General features: G+C 69.6%; 18 protein-coding genes. 1 reads left to right on the top strand and 17 read right to left on the bottom strand.

The genetic code is table 11. The features are described from left to right. Nucleotides 1-23 precede the first annotated feature (23 nt). From ACWGKS_RS27645 to ACWGKS_RS27575, 15 genes are all read right to left on the bottom strand, one after another. The gene (locus ACWGKS_RS27645; RefSeq protein WP_358508249.1) at nucleotides 24-1,250 is read right to left on the bottom strand and encodes an aminotransferase family protein; all 1,227 of its coding nucleotides are present in this window, start codon (nucleotides 1,248-1,250) and stop codon (nucleotides 24-26) included. Nucleotides 1,251-1,730: 480 nt separating this feature from the next. Further along, complete coding sequence (gene pheT, locus ACWGKS_RS27640; RefSeq protein ID WP_358508151.1) at nucleotides 1,731-4,220, bottom strand: phenylalanine--tRNA ligase subunit beta; 2,490 nt, start codon at nucleotides 4,218-4,220, stop codon at nucleotides 1,731-1,733. Next, nucleotides 4,220-5,338 (bottom strand): phenylalanine--tRNA ligase subunit alpha, encoded by a 1,119-nt coding sequence (pheS, locus tag ACWGKS_RS27635; RefSeq protein ID WP_358508153.1) that lies wholly within the window; start codon nucleotides 5,336-5,338, stop codon nucleotides 4,220-4,222. Before pheS ends, pheT begins: the two co-directional genes overlap by 1 nt. A gap of 234 nt (nucleotides 5,339-5,572) precedes the next feature. Further along, nucleotides 5,573-6,709: a PAS domain-containing sensor histidine kinase gene (locus ACWGKS_RS27630; RefSeq protein ID WP_358508155.1), complete on the bottom strand. Its 1,137-nt coding sequence runs from the start codon at nucleotides 6,707-6,709 to the stop codon at nucleotides 5,573-5,575. Between the two features lie 518 nt (nucleotides 6,710-7,227). Beyond that, the gene (locus tag ACWGKS_RS27625) at nucleotides 7,228-8,049 is read right to left on the bottom strand and encodes a TrmH family RNA methyltransferase (protein WP_358508157.1); all 822 of its coding nucleotides are present in this window, start codon (nucleotides 8,047-8,049) and stop codon (nucleotides 7,228-7,230) included. Nucleotides 8,050-8,074: 25 nt separating this feature from the next. Next, nucleotides 8,075-8,446: a 50S ribosomal protein L20 gene (rplT, locus tag ACWGKS_RS27620; RefSeq protein ID WP_358508159.1), complete on the bottom strand. Its 372-nt coding sequence runs from the start codon at nucleotides 8,444-8,446 to the stop codon at nucleotides 8,075-8,077. Nucleotides 8,447-8,615: 169 nt separating this feature from the next. Continuing rightward, complete coding sequence (rpmI, locus tag ACWGKS_RS27615; RefSeq protein WP_067607638.1) at nucleotides 8,616-8,810, bottom strand: 50S ribosomal protein L35; 195 nt, start codon at nucleotides 8,808-8,810, stop codon at nucleotides 8,616-8,618. Nucleotides 8,811-8,976: 166 nt separating this feature from the next. Then, nucleotides 8,977-9,525 (bottom strand): translation initiation factor IF-3, encoded by a 549-nt coding sequence (gene infC / locus ACWGKS_RS27610; protein WP_067607641.1) that lies wholly within the window; start codon nucleotides 9,523-9,525, stop codon nucleotides 8,977-8,979. Between the two features lie 407 nt (nucleotides 9,526-9,932). Beyond that, nucleotides 9,933-10,760 (bottom strand): shikimate dehydrogenase, encoded by an 828-nt coding sequence (locus tag ACWGKS_RS27605; RefSeq protein WP_358508161.1) that lies wholly within the window; start codon nucleotides 10,758-10,760, stop codon nucleotides 9,933-9,935. Beyond that, entirely contained in the window at nucleotides 10,760-12,961 is a 2,202-nt protein-coding gene (mltG, locus tag ACWGKS_RS27600) for an endolytic transglycosylase MltG (RefSeq protein WP_358508163.1), read from the bottom strand. The genes ACWGKS_RS27605 and mltG overlap by 1 nt, the downstream gene beginning before the upstream one ends. Continuing rightward, nucleotides 12,958-13,446, bottom strand: coding sequence for a Holliday junction resolvase RuvX (gene ruvX, locus ACWGKS_RS27595; protein ID WP_358508165.1), 489 nt, complete (start codon nucleotides 13,444-13,446; stop codon nucleotides 12,958-12,960). Before ruvX ends, mltG begins: the two co-directional genes overlap by 4 nt. Nucleotides 13,447-13,941: 495 nt before the next feature. Continuing rightward, nucleotides 13,942-16,608, bottom strand: coding sequence for an alanine--tRNA ligase (gene alaS / locus ACWGKS_RS27590; protein WP_358508167.1), 2,667 nt, complete (start codon nucleotides 16,606-16,608; stop codon nucleotides 13,942-13,944). 315 nt (nucleotides 16,609-16,923) lie between these two features. After that, nucleotides 16,924-17,466, bottom strand: coding sequence for a hypothetical protein (locus tag ACWGKS_RS27585; RefSeq protein ID WP_452524620.1), 543 nt, complete (start codon nucleotides 17,464-17,466; stop codon nucleotides 16,924-16,926). 127 nt (nucleotides 17,467-17,593) lie between these two features. Beyond that, complete coding sequence (locus tag ACWGKS_RS27580; protein WP_358508171.1) at nucleotides 17,594-17,869, bottom strand: hypothetical protein; 276 nt, start codon at nucleotides 17,867-17,869, stop codon at nucleotides 17,594-17,596. Next, on the bottom strand, nucleotides 17,866-18,258 hold the full coding sequence (locus ACWGKS_RS27575) for a DUF948 domain-containing protein (RefSeq protein ID WP_304072502.1): 393 nt from the start codon (nucleotides 18,256-18,258) through the stop codon (nucleotides 17,866-17,868). Before ACWGKS_RS27575 ends, ACWGKS_RS27580 begins: the two co-directional genes overlap by 4 nt. 393 nt (nucleotides 18,259-18,651) lie before the next feature. On the opposite strand from ACWGKS_RS27575, the gene ACWGKS_RS27570 reads away from it, so the two are divergent. Continuing rightward, entirely contained in the window at nucleotides 18,652-20,220 is a 1,569-nt protein-coding gene (locus ACWGKS_RS27570; protein WP_358508173.1) for a serine/threonine-protein kinase, read from the top strand. On the opposite strand, the gene ACWGKS_RS27565 is transcribed toward ACWGKS_RS27570, so the two are convergent. Together ACWGKS_RS27565 and ACWGKS_RS27560 are read right to left on the bottom strand one after the other, a co-directional pair. Beyond that, a complete protein-coding gene (locus ACWGKS_RS27565) occupies nucleotides 20,217-21,605 on the bottom strand; it encodes a replication-associated recombination protein A (protein ID WP_358508175.1) in 1,389 nt (462 codons plus the stop codon). The genes ACWGKS_RS27570 and ACWGKS_RS27565 overlap by 4 nt on opposite strands. Before the next feature lie 42 nt (nucleotides 21,606-21,647). Further along, entirely contained in the window at nucleotides 21,648-23,639 is a 1,992-nt protein-coding gene (locus tag ACWGKS_RS27560; protein WP_358508177.1) for a SpoIIE family protein phosphatase, read from the bottom strand. Between the last annotated feature and the right edge of the window lie 1,083 nt (nucleotides 23,640-24,722).

The following is a 24,722-nucleotide window of genomic DNA, read 5'->3' as shown; positions in this document are numbered from 1 at the left end:
GGGAGCCCACCCGGGCTCCCGTCTCAGTGTCGGGCCATCACGGCGTCCAGTGACGCCGCCAAGGTGTTGGCCATGTGGTCGATCTGTTCCCAGGTGATCACCAGTGGTGGCGAGACCAGCAGGGCCCTTGGGATCGGGCGTACGATCACCCCTCGGGTACGGGCCTCCGCGAAGACCTCCGCCGTGGTGATCCCCCGTTCGGTGAGCGCCTCCTCGGTGAGTTCCACCGCGCCCATCACCCCGACACCGGAGCGGACCTCGGCCACCAGCGGGTGGTCGGCCAGTCCGCGCAGCGCCGAGTCCAGGTGCGTCTCCACCTCGCGAGAGACCGTGAACAGGTCCTCCCGCTCCAGGATGTCCAGGTTGGCCAGGGCCGCCGCGCAGGCGGACGGGTGGCCGGCGTAGGTGGTGCCGTGCAGGAAGGGGTTGCCCTCCTGGTTCCAGAACGGGTCGGCCACCCTGCCGTTGACCATGACCCCGCCCAGCGGCAGGTAACCGCTGGATACACCCTTGGCGAAGACGATCATGTCCGGGCTCACGCCGAAGCGCTCGATCCCGAACCAGTTGCCCATGCGCGCGAACCCACAGATGACGCTGTCCACCACGAACAACACACCGTACTTGCGACAGATCCGCGCGACCTCGGTGAAGTATCCGTCCGTCGGCAGGAACACTCCGCCGGCCCCGATGACGGGTTCGGCGAAGAAGGCGGCGACCCGGTCGGCCCCCACCCGAAGGATCTCCGCCTCCAGCGCGGCCGCGGAGTCGTGCGGGATCACGGAGGTGTCCTCGATGAGGCGACCGTGCCCGCTGCGGAACCGCTCCATCCCGATGATGCTGGTACCGAAGCCGTTGAGGCCGTGGTAACCGCCGGTGCGGCTGATCAGGTGTTGCCGGTCGGGTTGTCCCAGCGCCGCCCAGTAGCTGCGTGCGAGCTTGGCGGCGGTGTCGATCGACTCCCCTCCCCCACAGGTGAGGATGGTGCGCGGGTCCTCGATCGGGGCGTGCGCGGCCAGGCGTTCGCTCAGCTCAAGTGCGGGTTCGTTGGCGAAGTCCCCGTAGACGGTGTAGGCGTCCAGCGTGTTCATCTGGCGGTGGACCGCGTCCGCGATCTCGGTGCGACCGTGCCCGACGTTGCAGTACCAGAGGCTGGCCGTGCCATCGAGGTAGCGGTCTCCGGACCGGTCCCACAGCCACACGCCCTCGGCGCGGGCCACCACGAACTCCGGGCCCTTGGCCACGGTGTTCATATCGCAGAAGGTATGCCAGAGACGGCTGGGCTCCCGGTGTTCCTTGGGAGTGAGCGCGGACGAGACAACCGTTTCGGTCATATGGCGACCTCCGAGCCGTGACGTGCGCGAAAACGCGCAGTGGAAAACGGATCCGACCCCTTACCCGGGCGCCCAGGTTGTGTCAGGTGATTGCAGGCTAAGTTGTCGACCCGCTTCTCAGCAAGAGCCAAAACGAAGGCTCATGCCCCGAAACACAAACTTCATGCCGGCTACCCCCGGCCATGATCCCCAAAACCCTTGCTGTGCAGGAAAAACAGGCCGAAAAAATCTTGGAATCCGGGGTCACTCATCGGACGTTTCGCAAACCTACCGGGGGTTTCGAGCGACGCCGAGAACCCCCGTCGAAGGTCGTGTCACCGTCCTGACGCAAAGGGCGGGGCGGGGTCTCCCTTCCGAGAGAACCCGCCCCGCCCACGCGTGAACGGCGTGTCGCCGAGGTCAGCCGCGCAGGACCGCCCCGGTGCGTTCGGTCGCCAGGGCCACGGCCGCGTCGCGGGCCGCTCCGGCCTCCTCCGCGGTCAGGGTCCGGTCACCGGCGCGGAAGCGCAGCGCGAAGGCCACGGACTTACGCCCCTCCTCCACCTGCTCACCGGTGTAGACGTCGAACAGACGCACGCTCTCAAGGAGTTCACCGGCACCCTCCGCCAGGGCGGAGCCGATGTCGCCGACCGGGACGGACTCGTCCACGACCATGGCCACGTCCTGGGTCGCCACCGGGTAGGTGCGGACCTCGGGCGCGAAGACCTTGGCGCGGGCGCTCTCGACCCGGTCGAGGTCGAGCTCCATGGCGGCGGTGCGCTCGGGCAGGGAGAACGCCTTGACCGTACGCGGGTGCAGCTCACCGGCGTGTCCGACGAGCACCCGCTCGCCGCCCACCCTCACGTACAAGGCCGCGCAACGCCCCGGGTGCCAGGGCGCCCGGGTGTCGGCCTCGATCTCCAACCCCACACCCGCCACGCGAGCGACGTCACGGGCGGCCTGGATCGCGTCGGCCCAGGAGGCCTGTCGCCCCGGACCCCACCAGCCGGTGCGCTCCGCGGCCCCGGTGAGCACCACGCCCACCCGGCGCGGCTGCTCTGGAAGGGCCGCGTCGATGCGGGCCAGTTCCTCGTCGCTCGGACGACGGTCCACCGGGGGCAGCGGGGCGCGTCCGGCCCCGGGCCTTGGCCGGTAGACCAGGCCCATCTCGAACAGGGCGACGTCGGTCAGGCCGCGACCCACGTTGCGCGCCAAGGCCTTGAACAGCCCCGGCAGCAGCGTGGTGCGCAGCAGCGGTTCCTCGTCGTTGAGCGGGTTGGCCAGGCGCACGTTGTCACGACGGGGGTCGTCGGCGGCCAACTGGAGCCCGTCGAGGTCGCGCTCGCCGACGAACGGGTAGGCCAGCACCTCGTTGTATCCGACGGCGGCCAGGGTACGGCCCACCGCCCGACGCAGCCGCTGGCTCTCGGTGAGTCCACGACCGGAGCCCTTGAAACCGATCGAGGGGATGTTCTCGTACCCCTCGAAGCGGATGACCTCTTCGGCGATGTCGTTGGGGTCGGTCAGGTCCGGCCGCCAGGACGGCGGGGTCACCGTGAGCACGTCGCCGTCGGCCTCGAAGGAACACCCGATGGCGCGCAGCCACTTCTCGGTGGTGCCCTCGGGGTAGTCGATCCCGGCCACGGATCCGGCGTGCCCGGTGCTCACCGTGATGGTGGTGGGCTCGGACGCGTGGTGGACGTGGGTGTAGGCCGACTCCACCGTGGCGCCGCCCAGTTCGGCCAGCAACCGGACCGCGCGGGTGGCGGCGGCGAGCTGCACCTGGGAGTCGATGCCACGCTCGAAGCGACGTGAGGCCTCCGAGGAGAGCTGGTGTCGACGCGAGGCACGGGCGATGTGGCGCGGTTCGAAGTGCGCGGACTCCACCAGCACCGAGCTGGAGGTCGAGCCGATCTCGGTGTCCACCCCGCCCATGACGCCGGCCACCGCCTGGGCGGCGGACTCGTCGGCGATGACGATGTCGTCGACGTCCAGGGAACGCTGGACGTGGTCCAGGGTCTCCAGCTTCTCGCCCGCCTCCGCGGCGCGCACGGTGACGGTGCCGTCGAGCCGGTCACGGTCCCAGGCGTGCAGCGGCTGACCGAGTTCGAGCATCACGTAGTTGGTGACGTCCACGGCCAGGGAGACGGGGCGCATCCCGCTCTGGTGCAGGCGGCGCTTCATCCACAGCGGGGTGGGCGCCTCGGGATCGAAGCCGGTGGCACCGCGCAGCACGAGGCGGTCGGCCAGGGCCGGGTCGGCGATGGCACCGGGGTGGCCCTCGCCGGTGGGCTCGTCGACGCTCATCTCGGCGGGGTCGTGGAAGTCGACCCCGTACAGGGCCGCCACGTCACGGGCCACGCCGCGCATCGACAGGGCGTAGCCGCGGTCCGGGGTGACGGCGATGTCGAGGACGTCCTCGCGCAGGCCGAGGACGGCGATGGCGTCGTCGCCCACCGCACCGAATCCCTCGGGCAGCACGACGATGCCGGTGTGGTCCTCCCACAGGCCGAGTTCGGTGGCCGAGCAGATCATGCCGGCGGACATCTTGCCGTAGGTCTTGCGGGCACCGATCTTGAACCCGCCGGGCAGTTCGGAGCCGGGCAGGGAGACGACGACCAGGTCGCCCTCGGAGAAGTTGCGGGCACCGCAGACGATCTCCTGGGGCTCACCGGTGCCGTTGGCCTCGCCGACGTCCACCTTGCAGTGGCGGATGGGCTTCTTGAAGCCGGTGAGCTCCTCGATCTCCAGCACGCGACCGAAGACGATGGGGCCGGTCAGGTCGGTGCCGAGCTCGTCGACGGTCTCGACCTCCAGACCCGCGAGGGTCAGGCGGGAGGCCAGCTCGCGGGCGGTGACGTCGGCGGGAAGCTCGACGTACTCGCGCAGCCAGGTCAGGGGAACACGCATCAGATCTCACTCCCGAACGCCGAGGTGAAACGCATGTCACCCTCGACCATGTCGCGCATATCGCGCACACCGTGCGCGAACATCAGTGTTCGTTCCACTCCCAGGCCGAAGGCCCATCCGCTGTAGACCTCGGGATCCACCCCGGCGGCGGTCAGCACGCGCGGGTTGACCACGCCGCAGCCGCCGATCTCGATCCAGCCCTCGCTGGAGCAGGTGCGGCACGGTGCGTCGGGGTCTCCCACCGACGCGCCCCGGCACACGAAGCACTCCATGTCGACCTCGGCGGAGGGCTCGGTGAAGGGGAAGTAGGAGGCACGGAAGCGGGTCCGCAACGCCTCACCGAAGAAGGACTCGACGAAGGTGTCGATGGCGCCGCGCAGGTGCGCCATCGTGATGCCCTTGTCGACCACCAGGCCTTCGAGTTGGTGGAAGACCGGGGTGTGGGTGGCGTCGAGCTCGTCGGTGCGGAAGGTCTTGCCCGGCGCGACGACGTAGACCGGAAGCTCACGGGTGAGCAGGGAGCGCACCTGCACCGGGGAGGTGTGGGTGCGCAGGACCATGCCGGACTCCCCGCCGTCGGGACCCTCCACGAAGAAGGTGTCCTGCATGGTGCGCGCGGGGTGGTCGGGCTGGAAGTTGAGGGCGTCGAAGTTGAACCACTCGGCCTCGATCTCGGGGCCCTCGGCGATCTCGAAGCCCATGCCGACGAACACGTCGGCCATGCGTTCGGCGACCGTGGTCAGCGGGTGCCGGGCGCCGCGGGGGGCACGGTCCCAGGGCAGGGTGACGTCGACGCGTTCCTCCACGAGGACGCGTTCGTCGCGCTCGGCCTCCAGGACGGCCTGACGGGCCTTGACGGCCTGTCCGACGTCGCGGCGGGCGCCGCCCACGCGTTTGCCGGCCTCGGCCTTGGCGGCCGGCGGCAGGGCACCGATCTCACGGTTGGCCAGGGCCAGTGGGGAACGGTCGCCGGCGTGGGCGAGCCGGACCTCCTTGAGTTCGGCGAGGTCGGCGGCGGCCTCGATGGCGGCCAGCGCCTCCTCGCGCATGCGGGCGACCTCGTCGGGGTGCAGGGGGGTCACCTCGACCGGGTCGAAGGAATTGTTCGGTGCAGACATGTGGTTGCCTCGCCGTCACCGCGTCCGCGCGAGGCGGAGGCGGGCGGTGGTCACGGGTCCGCGCGGGGGCGGACCAAGCCGACAGGAAGAAGCACGGGGTTACCGCGGGCCGGGTGCGAAGTCGACCCAGGTGTCACAGCAAGCCCAGGGTTGACGGGCCGCGCCGGACGGAATCCACGAAGGGATGACGGGACGGGACCGCGTGCGCCCACCGGGGCCGAAGAGTCTGAGGGATCAGACGAACTCGGGTGTCCCGGCGGGCATGGTAAATCGGAACTCTGCGCCACCGTTGGGGGCGCGGCCGACGGTGATCGTGCCGCCGTGGGCCTCGACGAGACCCTTGACGATGAACAGTCCGAGTCCTGTGCCACCACGGCGCTTGCTGCGCCAGAACTGGCGGAAGACGCGCGGAATGGTCTCGGGCGCTATGCCCTGGCCTTCGTCGCGCACCGACACCGCTGCTCCTCCTTCACACGGCTCGATCACGATACTGACAGTACCAGCGCCGTGCCGCACCCCGTTTTCCACGAGGTTGGCGAGGATCTGTTCGAGTTTGTCGGGGTCCAGCCACATCTGGGGCAGGTCCCCGTGCGTTTCGACCCGGAAACGCTCCTCCGACTCACCGGAGGCGACCCGTCCGGAGACCACTCGACGGACGGCCTCGGGCAGGTCGACGACCTGCCGGCGCACCTCCAGGCGTCCCGACTCGATACGGGAGACGTCAAGGAGGTCGTGGATGAGGCGGGTGACGCGGTCGGCGTCGGCGTTCACGGTCTCCAGCATGAACAGCTTCTGTTTGTCGGTGAGCCGTTCCCACTTGGTCAGGAGCGTGGAGGTGAAGCCCTTGACGCTGGTGAGGGGCGACCTGAGTTCGTGGGCGACCTCGGAGACCAGGTCGGCACGGGAGCGCTCGGCCCGCGCGGAGGCGTCCCTGAGGCTGACCACGAGACGGACGAGGTCACCTCCGGGGCGGGCCCGCACGTAGCGGGCCGCGACGAGGACCTCGCGTTCGTCGGGCAGGCAAAGGACCCGTTCGATCTGGCGGGTGCGGTCGCGGTCCCCACCGTAGGGGTCGCTGGCCTCCCACCAGTCGTGTCCGTCCAGGCCTCGTAGGGGCACGGCGGTGCGGAAGTCGCGGCCGAGCGCGGAGGTGATGGGAACGCCGACGAGTTGGGCGGCCTGGGTGTTGAACAGGACGACACGACCCCGGGCGTCGGCGACGACGATGCCGTCGGGCAGGTCGTCCGCGTGCAACGGGATGCCGCCGGTGGCGACGATGTCGAGGTCGGAGGTGACGGGTTCGTCCGTCGGCTGCGCCGCCGCGCCGTCGGAGTCCTCCGCCGGTCGATCCACCTGCCGGCCGCTGCCCACGCCTGCCCCAGCTCCCCTCCGAAGGTCCGCGGCTCAGGCGTCCTGGGCCGCGGATCTGTGTTCGGTGGTGTCCGTCCTCAGCGGACTCTCCCTGGACACCACCGCAGGTCTACCCTGCTCTCCCACCTGGTACGCCTCACTCGTCCAGGCGTACCCGGATGGGAGTCCGAGCGTACGGGCACCGATGCCCGTCCACCGGTCGCGGACGGGCACCTCCCTCGGACGCGGTCCTCGTCCGAACGCTCACACCGTGTGGCCGAGCCTGCCGTGTGGGCCGGGCGGGCGCACCCTTCTACCCGTGACACGGGTCGTGTGAGGGTGGCCACGCGGAATCCGCATGGCCACCGTGGTGCCGGTCCGACCCTATCGACACTCAAGGCTCGTGCACGTGCATTCGGCGAGGTTGCCACGACCTGTTACCGAGTGTGTACACCGAGGGAACTCCGAGCGCCCCAGGAGGACTCTTTGAACACGGGGAGTAGTCACCCGTGGAGTCGTTCGCCCGTGGCCGGGATGCTTCAGGAGCGCCGCTGTTGGCGCGCGGTCGTGTACAGACACACCGCTGCCGCCGTGGCCAGATTCAGGCTTTCGGCCCCGCCGTAGATCGGAACGCTGACCGCGCCGTCGGTCAGACGGACGGTCTCCTCCGGCAGTCCCCAGGCCTCGTTGCCGAAGACCCAGCCGACCGGACCATCGAGGTCACCGTCGTCGGCGACCTGGTGCAGGTCCTTGTCGCCCCCGCCGTCGGCGGCCCACACCTTGGCGCCCGCCTCGTTCAGGAAGTCGATCGCCCGGGCGACCGGCACGCCCACGACCACGGGCAGGTGGAACAGGCTTCCGGCGGAGGCGCGCACGCACTTGCCGTTGTAGGGATCCACGGACGCGTCCGTGAAGACGACGACGTCCGCCCCCGCGGCGTCGGCGGTGCGCAGTACCGTTCCGGCGTTGCCGGGGTCGCGCACGTGGGAGAGGATGACGGCCAGCCGCACGTCGGTGACCTGCTCCAAGGGGACGTCGACGAACTCGCAGACCGCGATGACCCCTTGCGGGGTGATGGTCTGCGCCAGTTCGGACATCACGTCCAGACTGACCTGATGGGTGGGGACGCCGGCCGTGTGGGCGGCGTCCATCAGGTCGATGTGACGTTGCATGGCCTCCGCCGTGGCGTAGACCTCCAGCACGCCGTGCCCGTCGCCGCTCGCCGCGGCGAGCGCCTCCCGCACAGCCTGAGGGCCCTCCGCGAGGAAGCGCCTCTCACGCTGGCGGAAGGTGCGTTTGGCGAGCCGCCGAACCCCCTTGATCCTGGGTGACCGGACGCTCGTGAACTCGTGGCTCGCCATAGCTACCCGTCTCGTCTCGCCGTGACTAGGCCGCGACGGAGGCCGGCAGGGCCTGCTTGGCCTTCTCCACCAGGACGGCGAAGGCGGCGGCGTCGTTGACGGCCAGGTCGGCCAGGATGCGACGGTCGACCTCGATCTCGGCCAGCTTCAGACCCTGGATGAGACGGTTGTAGGTCAGGCCGTGAGCGCGGGAGGCCGCGTTGATGCGCTGAATCCACAGACGACGGAACTGCCCCTTGCGGTCCTTGCGGTCCCGGTAGGAGTAGGTCATCGAGTGGAGCATCTGCTCCTTGGCCTTGCGGTAAAGGCGCGAGCGCTGCCCGCGGTAACCACTGGCCCGGTCGAGAACGACCTTGCGCTTCTTCTTGGCGTTGAGAGCCCGCTTCACGCGTGCCACAGTGACTCCCTCATAGGTTCTTTCGACGCGCACGGCGCGCCGACCGGTCCGGCCAGGACTGGCCCGGCGGCCGTGTTCGCTTCAGGTGGTCGCCCTTCGAGCGCTCAGAGCGAACCGACCGGGTCGGACGCGGGGCACTTTCGAGAAGGGCTGAGGTTACTGCCGTTGCCTAGCGGCCCAGGAGCTTCTTGATGCTCTTGGTGTCGGCCGGGGAGAGCTCGGCCTCGTTGCTCAGCTTGCGCTTGCGCTTGGAGGTCTTGTGCTCAAGGATGTGGTTCTTGTTGGCACGGCGGCGCATGATCTTGCCGGAACCGGTGACCTTGAAACGGTCCTTGGCTCCACTGTGGGACTTGTTCTTCGGCATGTCGCCGTCGTCTCCTACTCCGTCGGCGCGGCATCCGCCCTGGGGACGAATGTCGCGATTGTTCCGCGCTAGGCGGGTCTCGCACGCCTGTGCATCGTGGGCTGTTCGCGCACAGCCCACCCCACCGTCCGGCCGTCTCGAAGGCGGCCGGACGGTGGGGGACTACCTAGGCCTGGTCGCTGCTCTCACGGCGGGGCTTGTCCCCGGCCGCCGCACGGGCCTCGGCCTTGTGGTCGGAACGCCGCTTGTGCGGACCGATCACCATGACCATGTTGCGGCCGTCCTGCTTGGGCTGGGACTCGACCATGCCGAGATCCTGGACGTCCTCGGCCAGACGCGCCAACAGCCTGCGCCCGAGTTCGGGGCGGGACTGCTCGCGACCACGGAACATGATCGTCACCTTGACCTTGTCCCCACCCTTGAGGAACCGGACGACGTGACCCTTCTTGGTCTCATAGTCGTGCGGGTCGATCTTCGGGCGGAGCTTGATCTCCTTGATGATCGTGTTCGACTGGTTCTTGCGCGACTCACGGGCCTTGACCGCGGACTCGTACTTGAACTTGCCGTAGTCCATCAGCTTGGCGACCGGCGGGCGCGCGGTCGGCGCGACCTCGACGAGGTCGAGGTCGGACTCCTGGGCCAGACGCAGGGCGTCCGGCACGGAGACGATTCCGACCTGCTCGCCGTTGGGCCCGACAAGTCGGACCTCGGGCACCCGGATACGGTCATTGATGCGGGGCTCGGCGCTGATGAGACCCCTCCCTAGCTTTCTCGGATTACCTGGGACCGGTCGGCCACCACCTGGTGGTCGACCTGTTCGACCGGGTCGCCCGCGCTTTCAGGCCACCCGCCCGCTCCGGGGTCCGTGCAAAGCAAAAACCCCGCCAGCGTGTGCAAGCGGGGCGATCCGATCGGACGAAGAAGACGAAGGCGCGACGCACCGAGGCCGAAACGACAGCCCAGGGGTGGGAGTCGAGCACTCGCCATCCGACCGAAGACCCACACGAGCGAGGCTCGGCAGGTGGGAGGATCATCTCCGCTTGCGGTTCCATCGTGCCTGAGCACGATGGAACGAAGTCGATTTAACTCGATTGTATCAGCACTCCGAGACGCTCGGACCGCCTAGGGAAGCACGGCCCGACGCTTCAGTTCGGTCTCGCCGGCGGCACGCATGGCGGCGACCGGAACGTCCGTGGCCCCCGTCATCAGGCGGACCTGGGCCACGGCCTGATGCAGCAGCATCGGGAACCCGCCGACCACACGTCCGCCCCGACCGGCCACGGCCTCGGCCGCCTTGGTGGGCCAGGGCGCGTAGACGACGTCGAACAGGTCGGCACGGCTCTCGGACAAGGCCCCGGCGTGGGCGTCGGTCGCACCGGAGGGCAGGGTGGACATCACCAGGTCGGCGTCCAGGTGACGTTCCACCTCGGCCAGCGGGGCCACCTCGATCGGAACACCGAGTCGTTCGGCCGCCGCCACCACCTCTCCGGTACGGGCGGTGCTGCGGGCCAGCACCGTGACGGCGCCGATCTCCCCCAGCTCACGCAGGGCCGCCAGGGCGGAGGCCGCGGTGGCCCCCGCCCCCAGGACGACCGTGTCGCGCGGGGCGATGACGCCCGCCTCGCCCAGCGCGACCGCGATGCCCTCGACGTCGGTGTTGTGCGCCGACCACCCGTTGCCGTCCCGAAGCATCGTGTTGGCCCCGCCCACCTGGATGGACAGGTCACTGACCCGTGCGGCCAGTTCCATGGCCCGACGCTTGAGCGGCATGGTCAGGGACAGACCGGCCCAGTCGTCGTCCAGCCCGGAGAGGAAGGGGGCGAGCCCCTTCTCGTCGCACTCGAACCGACCGTAGGACCACTCGACCAGGCCCATCTCCGCGTAGGCGGCGGTGTGCAGGATCGGGGACAGGGAGTGTGCGACCGGCGACCCCAGGACCGCGGCGCGCATCAGCTCCCGCCACCGCCCCAGGTATCCTCGAAGCGTTCCTTGAGGATCTCGAACTCCTCGTGGGTCTCGGCGAACTCGGTGACACCGTTCTCGGGGTCGGTGGCCACGAAGTACAGCCACTCCCCCTCCTCCGGTTCCAGCGCCGCCCTGAGGGCGTCCTCACCCGGGGCCACGAACGGGCCCGGGACCAACCCAATCTTGTGGTAGGTGTCGAACCCGCTGTCGTCGGCCTCACAGGCGGCCAGCTGTTCGTTGTTCAGCGCGATGCCGTACTCGCCGATCGCGTAGAAGCAGGTGCTGTCCATTTGCAACGGCATGTCGATGTCGAGGCGGTTGTGGACCACTCGGGAGATCTTGGGCATGTCCTCGGCGCTACCGCTCTCCGCCTGGACGATGGAGGCGATCGCCATCACCTCGTTGGCGTCGTAGTCGATCGCCTCGGCCTCTCCCTCCAGGTCGATCTCCTCGGCCACCTGGCGGTGCTGGGTGACCATGGTGCGCAGCATGGACGCGGCGTCGGTCTCGGGCTCGAACCGGTAGGTGGACGGGAACAGGTAACCCTCGGGCCCCTCGACGGCGTAGTCCGGCAGACCGAGGTCATCGGTCTGGGCGTAGGCCTCCTCCAGCTCCTCCCGGCTCACACCCGTGCTCTCGGCCAGCTCGTCCAGTATCTGGTCGGCGCGCAGCCCCTCACGGATGGTGACCCGACCGCCGACGCGGTTGTCGGGGTCGAACAGGGCGGCCACGGCGGCCTCCCCGCTCATGCCCTCGGCCAGGGAGTAGGTGCCGGGGGTGAGTTCCCCACCGGACTCGCCGAGCGCGTTGGTGAAGGCTCGGCTACTGGCCACGACGCCCTGATCCACCAGGGCGTCGGCGACGGATCCGCCGCTCTGACCGTTCTCGACGGTGATGACGACCTCGCCGGAACCGGTCCCATCGAAGTCATCCGGGAACACGTAGGTCCGCATGACCACGAAACCGCCACCGGCGATGACCAGCATCAGGACGAGGGCGAGCAGGATCGTGGGGCCCTTGCGCCTGCGGCGCGACGCGCGGCCACCGCCCTTGCCCGATCCGTGCCGCTTGGCCTGAGCCTTCTTCGCGGCCTTGAGGCGCTTGCGGTTGGCCCGACTGTTGCCGTAGGAGGCGGCGATGTCCTCAAGGCTGTCCTCCTCGTAGTCGTCCTCCTCCGCTTCCGCCTCGGGCTCCGGCTCGATCGGCTCCGGTTCGGGCTCGGGTTCGTTTCGGCGACCTCGGCGTCGGCCACGACGGGGCCGGGGTTCCTCTTCCTCGTCGGGCAGCGGGAGGGCACCGGTGGGGGTGCGGGGCTCCTCCTGGTCGCGGGGATCTTCGGGAAGGTCGGGGAGGGGGAAGGCGCCGCTACCCGGCTCCGCCGCGCGCCTACGGCGACCGCGGCGGGGGCCCGGTTCGACGAAGGCACCGCTGTCCGGTCCGCTCTCGAAGGGGCCGGTGTCATCGCGGGCTCCGCCGGGGGCCGCGAGGGACCCGGTTTCGGTGGGTTCCTCCTCGGCTGCGCGACGGGCGCGGCGCCGACCACGACGTCCGGTCGGCTCCTCGGGAACGGCCTCGAACGAGCCGGTCTCGCGGGGGGCCTCGTCGTCCTTGGCCCGACGGCGGCGCGCGCGACGGCCCTTGGGCTGCTCATCGGGTTCGTCGGCGAAGAAGGCGGGGGTGGGTTCGTCCTCGTCGTCGCCCCACAGGGGCGAGCGGGCCTCGGGGGTCTCCTCCTGGCGCGCGCGACGGGCCCTTCGGGGCGGCTGCTCCGCCGGGGGTTCCTCGGGGCGGGGGCGTCCGGGCGTCTCGGGGGTTCCGCCCAGTCCGGCCAGGGCGGCGAGTGCCTCCTGGGTGGGGTCGGCTCCGGGCCTTTGGTGGCTTCCCGTGCCGGCGCTCCCGGGTTGGGACCGTTGTCCGCCGCGGGCCGCTCGGCCGCCGCGCAGTGCGTCGGCGGCGCCGAAACGGCGCGGGGGTTGTTCACCGGGGGCCGGGGGCCCGGTGTGCCGGAACTCACCGGTGCGCGGCGCCTCGTTCCAGGCGTTCTGTTCGGGTTCGGGGCGTGCCCGGCGCCCGCGCGACGGAGGTTGCGCGGGCAGGGGGTCGCTCAGCGGGTCGTAGTCGTAGCCGCCTTGACGGTCGGCACGGCCACGGTAGGGACTATCGGGGTAGTCATCCCTGTCGGTCATGAATCTCCCTGGCTGGCACGGACGATCTCGCCCGGGGGATGGCCTGTCGACCGTTCCTGGTCCAAAGCGCTCTGCAAGAGGACCGTGGCCGCCGCCTGGTCGATCACGGAACGGCGGGCACGGCCGCCCTTGGCGCCCTTCTTGCCGAAGGAGGCACCGGCGAGCAGTTGGCCCTGGGCGGTCACCGTGGTGAGTCGTTCGTCCACGAGCCTGACGGGGACGGGGTCGAGGAGCCGGACCAAGGAGTTCGCGAACTCGCGAGCGGACCGGGCCGCCGGTCCCTCCTTGCCGGATAGTGATGCAGGGTAACCCACGATGACCTCACGGGCCTCCTTCTCCAGCACGAGAAGGGCGATGCGCTGGGTGTCCCCCTTTCCGCGGGGGATCGTTTCGACGGGGCTGGCGAGCATTCCGCTCGGGTCGCTGGCCGCGACGCCGATACGGGCGTCACCGGGGTCGACCGCCAGTCGAACTCCATGCCTCACGAGGACGCCTCTTCCGGTACGGGGGCGTTGTGCGGAGGGGCTGTGCGGTCGACGGCACAGCACCGCTGTTGGGAGATCCTCAACACGGTGGTCCTGTTCATCAGCGGGATCGCGGGAAAGCCGCGCAGACAGCCATGGGGTTCGGCTGTGGCGCGCCACAGTATGCCCGATTCGATGACGGTGCGCAGCCTCGGCCTCGGCAACCGTCGGCTCGGTGTTCTCCGACCGGGTGGAGGGCCTCGTGTCGGGCTGCGGCGGGTGTCCAGGGCGAACACGTACCGTCCGAGTGTAGATCACCCGGACTCCACATCGAGTCGGACCGGCAGGTCCGGTCGGGTTCGGTACGGTCACGGATTCGGCACATGAGAACAACCACATGATCACGGAGAGTCACACTACGGGTGGTTCGGGTGTCCTCCACGGAGCGTGCGCGTTCGGAGTGGCGAACGCCCCGCGCGGTCTCCTCCCGGATCCACGCGGGGCGTCTCCGATGTCTCAGGCGCCGGCCACGCGCGCCTCGACGGCGCGCAGGGCCTCATCCACCTTGCCCGCGTCGCTGCCACCCCCCTGGGCGATGTCGGGCTTGCCACCGCCACCGCCGCCGAGGGCGCGGGCCGCGACGCCCACCAGGTCACCGGCCTTGATCCCGGCCTTCTGGGCGGCCTTGTTCGTGGCGATCACCACGACCGGGCGGTCCTTGGGCACCGCGGTCATCGCGACGACGACGGGCTCGTCCTCACCAAGGCGGCCACGCACGTCCAACACCAGCTTGCGCAGGTCATCGCCGCTCGCGCCCTCGGGCGCCTCGGTGGCCACGACCAGCGCCGAACCGTGCCGGCGCGCGCCCTTGGCGATCTCGCCGGCGGCCTGCAGTACCTGGGCCGCGCGCAGCTTCTCGATCTCCTTCTCCGCGACGCGCAGCCGGGAGACCATGGAGTCGATCCGCTCGGGCAGCTCCTCCCGCGGGGCCTTGAGCTGTTCGGAGAGCCGACCGACCAGTGCCGACTCCTTGGACAGGCGCTTGAAGGCGTCCACACCCACGGCCGCCTCGACACGTCGCACGCCCGAACCGATGGAGGACTCCCCCAACAGCTTGACGATGCCGAGCTTGGCGGTGGAGCCCACGTGGGTGCCACCGCACAGCTCGACGGAGTAGTCGCTCATCTCCACGACGCGGACCCGGTCGCCGTACTTCTCGCCGAACATGGCCAGGGCGCCCATCTTCAGCGCCTCGTCCAGGCTCTTCTCCTCGGTCTGGACCGAGATGTCCCCGGCCAGAACGGTGTTGACCTCCTCCTCGACCTCGGCCAGACGGCCGCCGCCCAGCGCGCTGTCCGCGGTGAAGTCGAAGCGCAGCCGACCCGGGCTGTTCTCCGAACCCGCCTGGCCCGCGGTGGGACCGAGCGCGTTGCGCAGCGCCGAGTGGATGAGGTGGGTGGCCGAGTGGGAGCGCTCGATGGCGTGCCTGCGGCCGGTGTCGATGGACGCGTGCACGGTGTCGTCCAGGACGACCTCGCCCGAGCGCACGGTGCCGCGGTGCACGAACAGGCCGGGCAGGGGCTTTTGCACGTCCTCGATGTCGACGACGCCGCGTCCGTCCACGGTCAGGGTGCCCTTGTCGGCGAGCTGACCACCGCTCTCGGCGTAGAACGGGGTGCGGTCCAGGACGATCTCGACCTGGTCGCCCGCCTTCGCGGCCGGCGCGCCCTCACCGTCCACGACGATGCCCTTGACGTGGGACTCGCTGTCGGAGTCTCCGTAACCCAGGAAGTCGGTGTCACCCGCCTCCTCGTGGATCCGCCCGTAGAGGGAGATGTCGGCGTTGCCGAGCTTCTTGGCCTTGGCGTCGGCCTTGGCGGTGTCCTTCTGGCGCTGCATGAGCTCGCGGAAGGCGCCCTCGTCCACGCTCAGACCCTGCTCGGAGGCCATCTCCAGGGTGAGGTCGATGGGGAAGCCGTAGGTGTCGTGGAGCTGGAACGCGTCGGAGCCGGAGAGGACGGTTCCGCCGGCGGTGCGGGTGCGCTCGGCGGCCCGGCCGAACAGCGTGGTGCCCGCGCGCAGGGTTTCCGCGAAGTTCTTCTCCTCGTTGTCGATCACGCTGTGGACCACGTCGGCCTTGTCGAGCAGGTCCGGGTAGATGTCCTTCATCGCGTCGATGCCGACCGCGGTCAGCTCGTGCAGGAAGAAGGAATCGGTGCCCGAGAGCAGACGCAGGTTGCGGATCGAGCGGCGCAGGATACGGCGCAGCACGTAGCCGGCCTTCTCGTTGCCGGGCTTTACGCCATCGCTCACGAGCATGACGGCGCTGCGCACGTGGTCGGCGACCACACGCAGCATCACGTCGGTGTCACCGTCGGCGCCGTAGGTGGTTCCGGTGAGCTCCGCGGCGCGGTTCAACACCCGACCCATGATGTCGGTCTCGTAGATGTTGTCGACGCCCTGCAGGACCGCCGCCAGACGCTCCAGGCCCATGCCGGTGTCGATGTTCTTCTTGGGCAGATCGCCGAGGATCGGGTAGTCCTTGCCGCTGCCCTCACCTCGCTCGTACTGCATGAAGACGAGGTTCCAGATCTCGATGTAGCGGTTGTCGTCCACCGCCGGACCGCCCTCGACGCCGTACTCGGGGCCGCGGTCGTAGAAGATCTCGGAGCAGGGGCCACAGGGACCGGGCACGCCCATGTCCCAGTAGTTCTCGTCCATGCCCAGGCGCTGGATGCGCTCGGGGCGCACCCCCACCTTGTCCCGCCAGATCTCCGCGGCCTCGTCGTCGTCGAGGTAGACGGTGACCCACAGCTTCTCCGGGTCGATGCCGAAACCGCCCCGGTCGACGGGGGTGGTGAGGAGCTCCCACGCCAGCGGGATCGCCTTCTCCTTGAAGTAGTCACCGAAGGAGAAGTTGCCCAGCATCTGGAAGAAGGTGGCGTGCCGGGAGGTCTTGCCGACCTCTTCGATGTCGATGGTGCGGATGCACTTTTGGACGCTGGTCGCGGTGTCCCACGGGGCCGTGCGTTGACCCAGGAAGTAGGGCTTGAAGGGGACCATGCCTGCGGGCACCAGCAGCAGAGTGGGGTCCTCGGCGATCAGGCTTGCCGAGGGCACCACGGTGTGTCCGTTCTTCTCGAAGAAACCGAGGAAGCGGCGCGCGATCTCTGCCGTCTCCATTGTGATGCCCTCCTGTTTTCGGCTCCGCCGCTGCGGACGGCGGCGGGGTTGTCCCTGGGTGGGACCGTGGTCACGCATGGTCGATAGGGGCCCATCGTAGAGGGGAACCCCGCGCCGGCGCGCATGGTTTGTCACCGCCGTCGAAGGTCCCGTCGTCCGGGACGACATCGACGGTCCGGTCGTTCCACCAGGCTATCGCCGTCGAACACCGCCGCCGGACCGTGGAACGCCCTTGGGGCCCGCCGAAGCGGGCCCCAAGGGATGGTCATCGGCACCGGGCTCCGCGGGGTCGACCCCGAACGAGCTCCCACCGGCTCAGTAGGCGCCCGGGTGGCCGGGGGCGGCCGGCTTGCTCTCGTAGAAGGCGCGCGTGTTGGGCACGACCATCAGAACGATCATGCCGATGGTGAAGAACAGCGGGATGATCGAGGCGAAGCCGCCGGTGATCACGGCCAGGACCAGAAGCAGCGCGGACAGGCCCTGGAAGACCACGATCGACCACATCACGCCGGCGCTGCGGCGGCCCATGATGGAGGCCAGGACGATGGACACCACCCCGTAGAGGAACGGGATCGCGCCCATGACACCGAAGAACACCCCCGCCTCACCGCCGGAGAGCGGCAACCCGGCGTCGCGCATCCCGTCGAGGAAGTCCCGGCTGAACTGTCCCTCGCCGGAGGCCATCGCCGCGGCGAGCCAGAAGAGCGCGCCGAAGAGCAGCCCGCACACACCACCGATGAACATCAGGACCCGCACGGTGATGGCGGTCCCGGGCATCCCCGCGGGGGCCGGCGGGCCGGGCTGGTAGGCGTACGCTCCGGCGGCGTAGGGGTCATCAGGTTGTTGCGGCGGATACATGTGGGCCTCCGTCTGCTCTGCGACTACTCCCAGAACCCTATAGAGGCACCCTTACCCAGTGTGAGACCGACCAGATGACAATTCCGGGCATCTCGCAATAATTTCCGCGAATCCCGATGACCATCAGTCACCGTTCGACGGCGTCGGTCTCCTCGTTCCCGCGCACCGAACGCCGGCCCGCCTTCGGGGAGTAGCGCCGCAACAGCTCGGCCTCCTCCTCCCTGACGGCCTCGGCCAGGTCGTCGTTGAGTTCGCGCAGGGCGCCCTTGTACTCGCCGACACGGTTCTCCACCCGATCGGCGATGCCGCCGGGGGTCAGCGCGTTGCGGGCCCGGTTGACGCGGTGGACCACGTAGCCGCCCACCACCGCCCCCGCGGCGACGTAGAACAGTCGGCCGATCACCGGCTCTCCTTCCGGCGGCGTCCCCGCATCACGGCCAGGGCCTTGCGGCGCCCCAGGACCTGGCGGATGGCGTAGGAGAACGACGCGACCTTCACCAACGGCCCGGTGAACACCGAACGGGTCAGCGCGGTCATCGTGGAGACGTCCTCCGAGGAGGCCTGCACGTTGGCGGTGATCTCCTCCACACGCTCCAGCGAGGTGTGGGTGCGCTCCATGGTGGAGGCCACGTCGTCCAGTAGCGGCGGGGTACGTTCGCCCAGCTCGGAGACGACCTTGGTGGTCTCGTTGATGAGCTTGATCAGTTTGACGAGCGCCACGCACATGAACGTGGCCAGCACCGCCCAGACCACCGCGGCGACGAGTGCGGCGACCTCTCCTCCGGTCAGCATTGAGGCTCCGTAGGCAGATAGCAGGGTTGCTTCGAGGGTGTGCGAACGCGCCTTGGGGGCGAGTACGGGGCACACGGGGGTGAGGGGAGCCGACGATCGCGCCGGGTCGGATCTCCCGGTCCGGGAACGTCGCGGGGCCCGGTAGGGGCCGGGGACGAGCCGGTTTCGGCCGACCCTATCGTGTCCACCCGACGTCCGCTCGGGCTCGTCACGGTGTGCCGGGAACCCGTGAAGACGAGAGAGGCCCCGGCCCCCTTCCCTCCTGTCCGTTGGAGGCCGCGGGGATCGACGGGGTCACGGTCTTCCGCGAGAATCACTCCAGAGCGGGATCTTCACTACGATGTCCGGACACCACGCCGCCCGCCTGCCAACGGAAGCACCGACAGGACACTGATGAGCCCTCGTTCTCCCCGAGAGATCTCCGTACTGGTACCACCGGACCTCGCACCCCTGTATCCGGACGACCCGTCGCGGATCGGCCCCTACCTCGTCCTGGGCCGGTTGGGGCAGGGGGCCACCGGCACCGTCTACGCCGCGGTGGACACCTCCTCCAGCGCGGACGACCCCCTGGTCGCGGTGAAGTTGCTCAAGGCCCCCGAACTCGACACCCCCGACGCCTATACGGAGTTGGCCCGACGATTGCGGAATCTGTCGGCGGCCGATCCCGAGCGGGTCGTGGTGCCGTTGGCCTTCGACGCCGACGCCAACCCGCCGTGGGTGGCCATGCCCTATCTGGCGGGGGAACGGCTCTCGCACTTCGTGACCAAGCGGGGCGGCCTGGGTTTCGGCAAGCTCATCGCGTTGGCCACCGGGCTGGCCGAGGGGCTGACGTCCCTGCACGCCCGTGGGGTGTCCCACGGTTCGCTCAGGCCCAGGGAGATCCTCCTGGAGTCGCACGGTCCGCACATCATGGAGTGCGCCATCGCCGCCGACTCCGAGCGGCTGCTCGGTTCGGGGGCCACCTGGCTCGGCCCCGAACGCTACCGGGGCGGTCCCCCGACCCCCGCCGCGGACGTGTTCGCCTGGGGTGCGGTGGTGGCCTTCGCCGGGACCGGGCGGCTGCCCTTCGGCACCGGTGAACCGGAGGAGATCGCCCAGCGGGTGGCCTCGGGCTCCTTCGACCTGAACGGCCTGTACAAGGGGCTGGTGCCCGTCGTGGGTCGTTCCCTGGACCCGAACCCGGACCGCCGCCCCAGCCTGCGCGAGGTGATCGGCGCGGTCATCGCGGTGTGGCAGACCGATACCGCGGAGGACGCGCCACCGACCCCGGGTGACCGCGAGGAGATCAACCGGATCCTGGAACGGGAGTGGCACGGGGTGGAACCACCGCCCCGGGTCCCCGAGGTGATCCGGTTGGAGGGCCGGATGTCCAACAAGCGTCCGACCCGCACCCTGTTCGTGGTCGGCTCCGCCGTCCTGGCCGCGGCGCTGATCGGTGGCGGGATCTGGGGTATCGGCCGACTGATCGGTGACAGCGCCGAGGCGGGTCCGGTGGCCGACGACGCGGAGGAGGACCCCTCCGAGGACGCGAGCGCGGCAGAGGAGGAAGAGGACCCGCTGACCCTGGTGGTGCGCTTCGACCCCGCCGAGCAGGAGGAGCCCGAACCCGGCGAGGAGGAGCGCTCCTGGGTGTACACACCGGTCACGCGCGAGGGCGAGATCCCGCGCAACCAGGGCATCCCCAGCCACGAGGCCTGGTCAGAGGAGTGGGACGAGGACGGCGAGCCCGGTGAGGCGATCATCAGTCCCGACGCCGAGGTCCTGTGTGCCAGGTTCTGTGCGGCGCCCGAGCACGTGTTCCTCGATGAGGAGGGGCGCGGCACCTGGGAACTGACCGGCGCCGACTTCGAGGGCTACCTTTCCTGGGGGCCGGCGCTGATCGTGGAGATCACCTTCGCCGAGGAACAGGAGGGCGACGGCCCCCGCGAGGTCGTACAGGTGACCGAGCTGTTCTCGGATTAGGTCCTGCCACCCCGCAGGACGTCCTTGATCTTGTTCAGGACCTCGGTCAGGCGACGTTCGGTTCCGTGCTGGGTGGGCCGGTAGTACTCGCGGTCGGTGAGCCCGTCCGGAGCGTGCTGTTGCGGGGCCACCCCGCCCGGGTAGTCGTGCGCGTAGCGGTACCCCTTGCCGTGGCCCAGGTCGGCGGCGCCCTTGTAGTGGGCGTCGCGCAGGTGGGCGGGGACCGGCCCGGCCCTTCCGGCTCGAACGTCCGCCATCGCCTCGTCGATGGCGGCGATGACCGCGTTGGACTTGGGCGCCAGACTGATGTGGATGACCGCCTGGGCCAGGTTGATCCGGGCCTCGGGCATCCCGATGAGCTCGACCGCCTGGGCCGCCGCGATGGCGGTCTGCAGGGCGCTGGGGTCGGCCATGCCGACGTCCTCGCTGGCGTGCACGATCAGCCGACGCGCGATGAAGCGGGGGTCCTCCCCCGCCTCGACCATGCGGGCCAGGTAGTGCAGGGCGGCGTCCGCGTCGGATCCGCGCATGCTCTTGATGAACGCGCTGATGACGTCGTAGTGCTGGTCTCCGGAACGGTCGTAGCGGACCGCGTGCCGGTCGACGGCGCGTTCGACGTGGTCGGCGGTGATCTCCACCCGATCCTTGTCGGAGGGGACCACCGCGCCGGAGGCGTCCGTCGAGGGTTGGTGGCGGGCGACGGGTGGGCCCGAGACCAGGGCCGCCGCCTCCAGGTAGGTCAGGGACCGCCTACCGTCTCCCCCCGCCAGGCGGATGAGGTGGTCGGCGCCCTCCTCGGTGAGGGTGTAGCGCCCGTCCAGCCCGCGTTCCTCGGTCAGGGCCCGGTCCACCAGCTTCCTGACGTCACTGTCGTCGAGCGACTCCAGGGACAGCAGCAGGGAACGTGACAACAAGGGGCTGACCACGGAGAAGAACGGGTTCTCGGTGGTGGCGCCGATGAAACTGACCCAACGGTTCTCCACCGCCGGCAGCAGCGCGTCCTGCTGGGTCTTGTTGAACCGGTGGACCTCGTCCACGAACAGCAGGGTGCGGGTGCCGTTCATCCCCATGCGGCGCTTGGCCTCGGCGACGACCGCGCGCACGTCCTTGACCCCGGCGTTGACGGCGGACAGCTCCACGAACCGACGCTTGGTGACCCGGCTGACCACGGTGGCCAGGGTGGTCTTTCCGGTGCCGGGTGGCCCCCACAGGAAGACGGACATGGGAGCGTCGTCCTCGACCAGGCGGCGCAGCGGACTGCCCTCGCCCAAGAGGTGGCCTTGGCCCACGACCTCGTCGAGGGTGCGCGGCCGCATGCGCACGGCCAACGGCTCCTGGCCCTTGGCCGCATCGTCCCCGGCGGCGTCGAACAGTGTTTCGGACATCGATTCAGAGTAGGCCAGATCGGAGACGGTCCGGGCGCTCCCCTACTCGGAAGGGGCCGCCGCGCGCGGGGGCATCCGGGTGATGAGCAGGGCGATGTCGTCGCCGCGCCCGGCGGGTGCCATCTCGGCCAGGACCTGGGCGGCCGTCTTGGGGCTCTCCTCGTGTTCGGCGAGGGCCTCCCCCACCAGGGCCAACCCCTCACTCATCGGCATCTCCGAGCTCTCCACGAGCCCGTCCGAACACAGCAGCAGGGTGGTGCCGGGCGCGAGCACACGGGTGGTGACGGTGTACTCGGTGTCGGGCATGACACCCATGGGCGGGCCGGTCTCGGGCGACCACAGCTCGTAGGCGCCCTTGGAGGCGAGCACCGCGGGCGGCTGCCCGGCCCAGGCCGCCTGCATGACCCCGCTCTCCCGGTCCACGACCAGGTACCCACAGGTGGCGAAGACGATCTCACCGGTCTCGGTGAGCAGCCGGTTGGTCTCGCCCAGGACGACCCCGGGGTCGGACTGGTTGGTGGCGTAGGCGCGGAAGGCCACACGGATTTGCCCCATGGCGGCGGCCGCCTCCACACCGTGACCCTGCACGTCGCCGACCAGGAGCCCCACCTTGTTGTCGGGCAGTTCGATGACGTCGTAGAAGTCGCCGCAGATCCGCCACTCGGCCCGCGAGGGCAGGTACTTGGTGGCGATGTCCATGTCGGGGAAGCTGGCGACCTGGCGGGGCAGCATGCGGCGCTGGACGGCGTCGGCCAACTCCAGTTCGGCCTGCTGGGCCTTTATCCGCTGCAGTGCCTGCCCGGCGAGGCCGGCGAAGGTGAGCATGAGCGCGCGTTCGTCGCGGCTGGCGTGGTGGGGACGGTCCCAGATCATCTGCCACACGCCCAGGGCGATCTTGCCGTCGCCGAAGATCGGCACGGTGGCCCAGGCCTGGCCTCGGACGTTGTGCATCATCTCGGCGGCGGACGGGAAGCGGCTGACGATCTCGGCGCGACTCTCGAAGAAACGGGGTTGCCGGTCCTGGATGACCGCGCCCATCGGGTAGTCGGTGTCGTCGGCGCGGCGCCCGTCGATGTGGGAGACGCCGCCGCGTTCCAGCACGCTGGGCGAGGCGCGCAGCAGGCCTTCGTCGACGTAGAAGGCCACCGCGTTGAACCCGCCGAAGATCGGCAGGAACTCCTCGCTGAGCAGGTCCATGACCTTGTCCACGGTGGTGGCCGAGACCAACTTGGAGGAGAGCTCCGTGACCAGGCGGCCGTGTTCGGCCTCGGTGCGACGGCGGTCGGCCAGTCGACGGACCAGCTGGACGTGCTCGGTGACGTCGTCGACGATCCCGACGAGGCGATCGGGGGCGCCGGGGACGAAGCGGGCGCGCACGTGGAGCGAACGCTCATCGCCGAGGCGGTCGAAGACCCGGAAGCGCTGCTCGTAGTCGCGTCCGTTGAAGGACGCGGAGATGGCGTCGCGGACCCGGGCGGTGTCGTCCGGGTGGATGCGCTCCAGGATGTTCTCCAGCTCGCAGTCGTTGCCGGCCAAGAGCGCTCCCAAAGGGGTGGGACCGAAGAGCTCGCGGATGCGTCCGCTGCTCAGGTCCAGGCTCCACAGGACCGAGTCGGAGTTGTCGGTGCGCAGGTCCCCGACGACCCTCAGGTCGGTTTCCTCGGTGGAGAGGGTGTGGACCAGGAGCACGGTGGCGTCGTGGTCGGCCTCGGGCCGGACCGGGCGGACCTCGACCTCCGCCAGGCGGGAGACCTTCTCCGTGATGGCCAGGCGCAGGCGGATGCGGCGGACGTCGCCGTCGACCGCGCGGCGCTGCAGGTCGGAGCCGCGTTCGCTCTCCTCACCCTCCAGGAGGTCGAACCAGGCCGTACCGGAGAGTTCGGCGACGGTGCGGCCGAACAGCTCGGTGAACGCGAGGTTGGCGTGCCGGATCGCACCGTCCGCCGCGGTGAGGGCCATGGGCTCCGGCGCATGGCGGAACGCTCCCGCGAGCGCTGCCTCGGAGCCATCGCCTGAAGCACGTTTTCCGTTCACGTATGACTCATCCTCATGTCGTCTCGGACGCCACACCCGCGATCAGACGCGGTCACCCCTGGAACGTTCCGATTCGGCTCATTGTAGTGTCCGAAAGCGGTCCCGGCCCGGGCAGGGACCGGAACGGGCACGATGGCTCCCGTTCGCTTTCGGGCGCGTCACCTCGCTCGACGTACCGACGCACTCCCCGCCGACACGGATGATCCACGGTCGGCCCCACCCGGGGTCGTCTCTCCCGGACGACACCTAGGCGTGAATCGTTACGCTCGCGTGACTGTGTGGCGCGCAAATGCACTCCGCACCCTCCGCGCCTCCAAAGGAGGTCGGCCCCACCGGTGCACCGTCTTCACTCCAGGACGCGTGCCGTTCTCGGTATGGGAGGGTGATTCGCCCCCAACGGTAGGGGATGACGGCCCCGAACGCATCCAGGTACGGGCCACACCCGCATTCCGGACGTGCATTTTGGTCACTTAATCACCATTTTCAGGTATATGACCGAATATAGAAAGTTCAAAGAGGAGACTTTCCGGGCACCGATTCTCCAGCGGAGAACTCGCCGAACACCCCCGAGGACACACTTCATGGACCCTGTCACCGGCCGCCCCGCTCCGAGAACCCGCCCGTCCCACCTCATCCGGAACTGGACCTGTCCCCTCTGTACCCACAGCAACCCCGACGACGAGGACATCTGCTGTCAGCAGTGCGGCGCCGGCAAACGCTGACGCGCCTCGCCCCACCCGCCCCGTCCCCGCACACGAGGACGGGGCGGTGCGCCGGGGTCGATTCCCCGCACACCGCCCCGTGAAGAGCACCGGGCCGTTCTACTCGGCCTTGGCGGCCTTCTCCGCCTCCGGGTCCACGTCCACCCCGGCCTCAGCCCGCTCGGTGTAGGCGTAACCGTCAGCGCGTTGGAGCATGAGGTTTCCGCCCATCAGGTGGAGGATCCCACCACGTAAGGCTCCTCGATGCGCGTTTCCGCCCGAAAGATACGGGTTTCGCGGTTCTTCACGCTGGAGCCGTCCCACAACAGCAGCTCCTCGCGATGGCACACGATCTCCTCGCCCTCCTCACCAAGCTCGGCGT

Source organism: Nocardiopsis sp. NPDC055879, from assembly GCF_053615935.1.
Note: the sequence above shows the minus strand (reverse complement) of the source record. Positions and strands in the feature narration are given on the sequence as shown.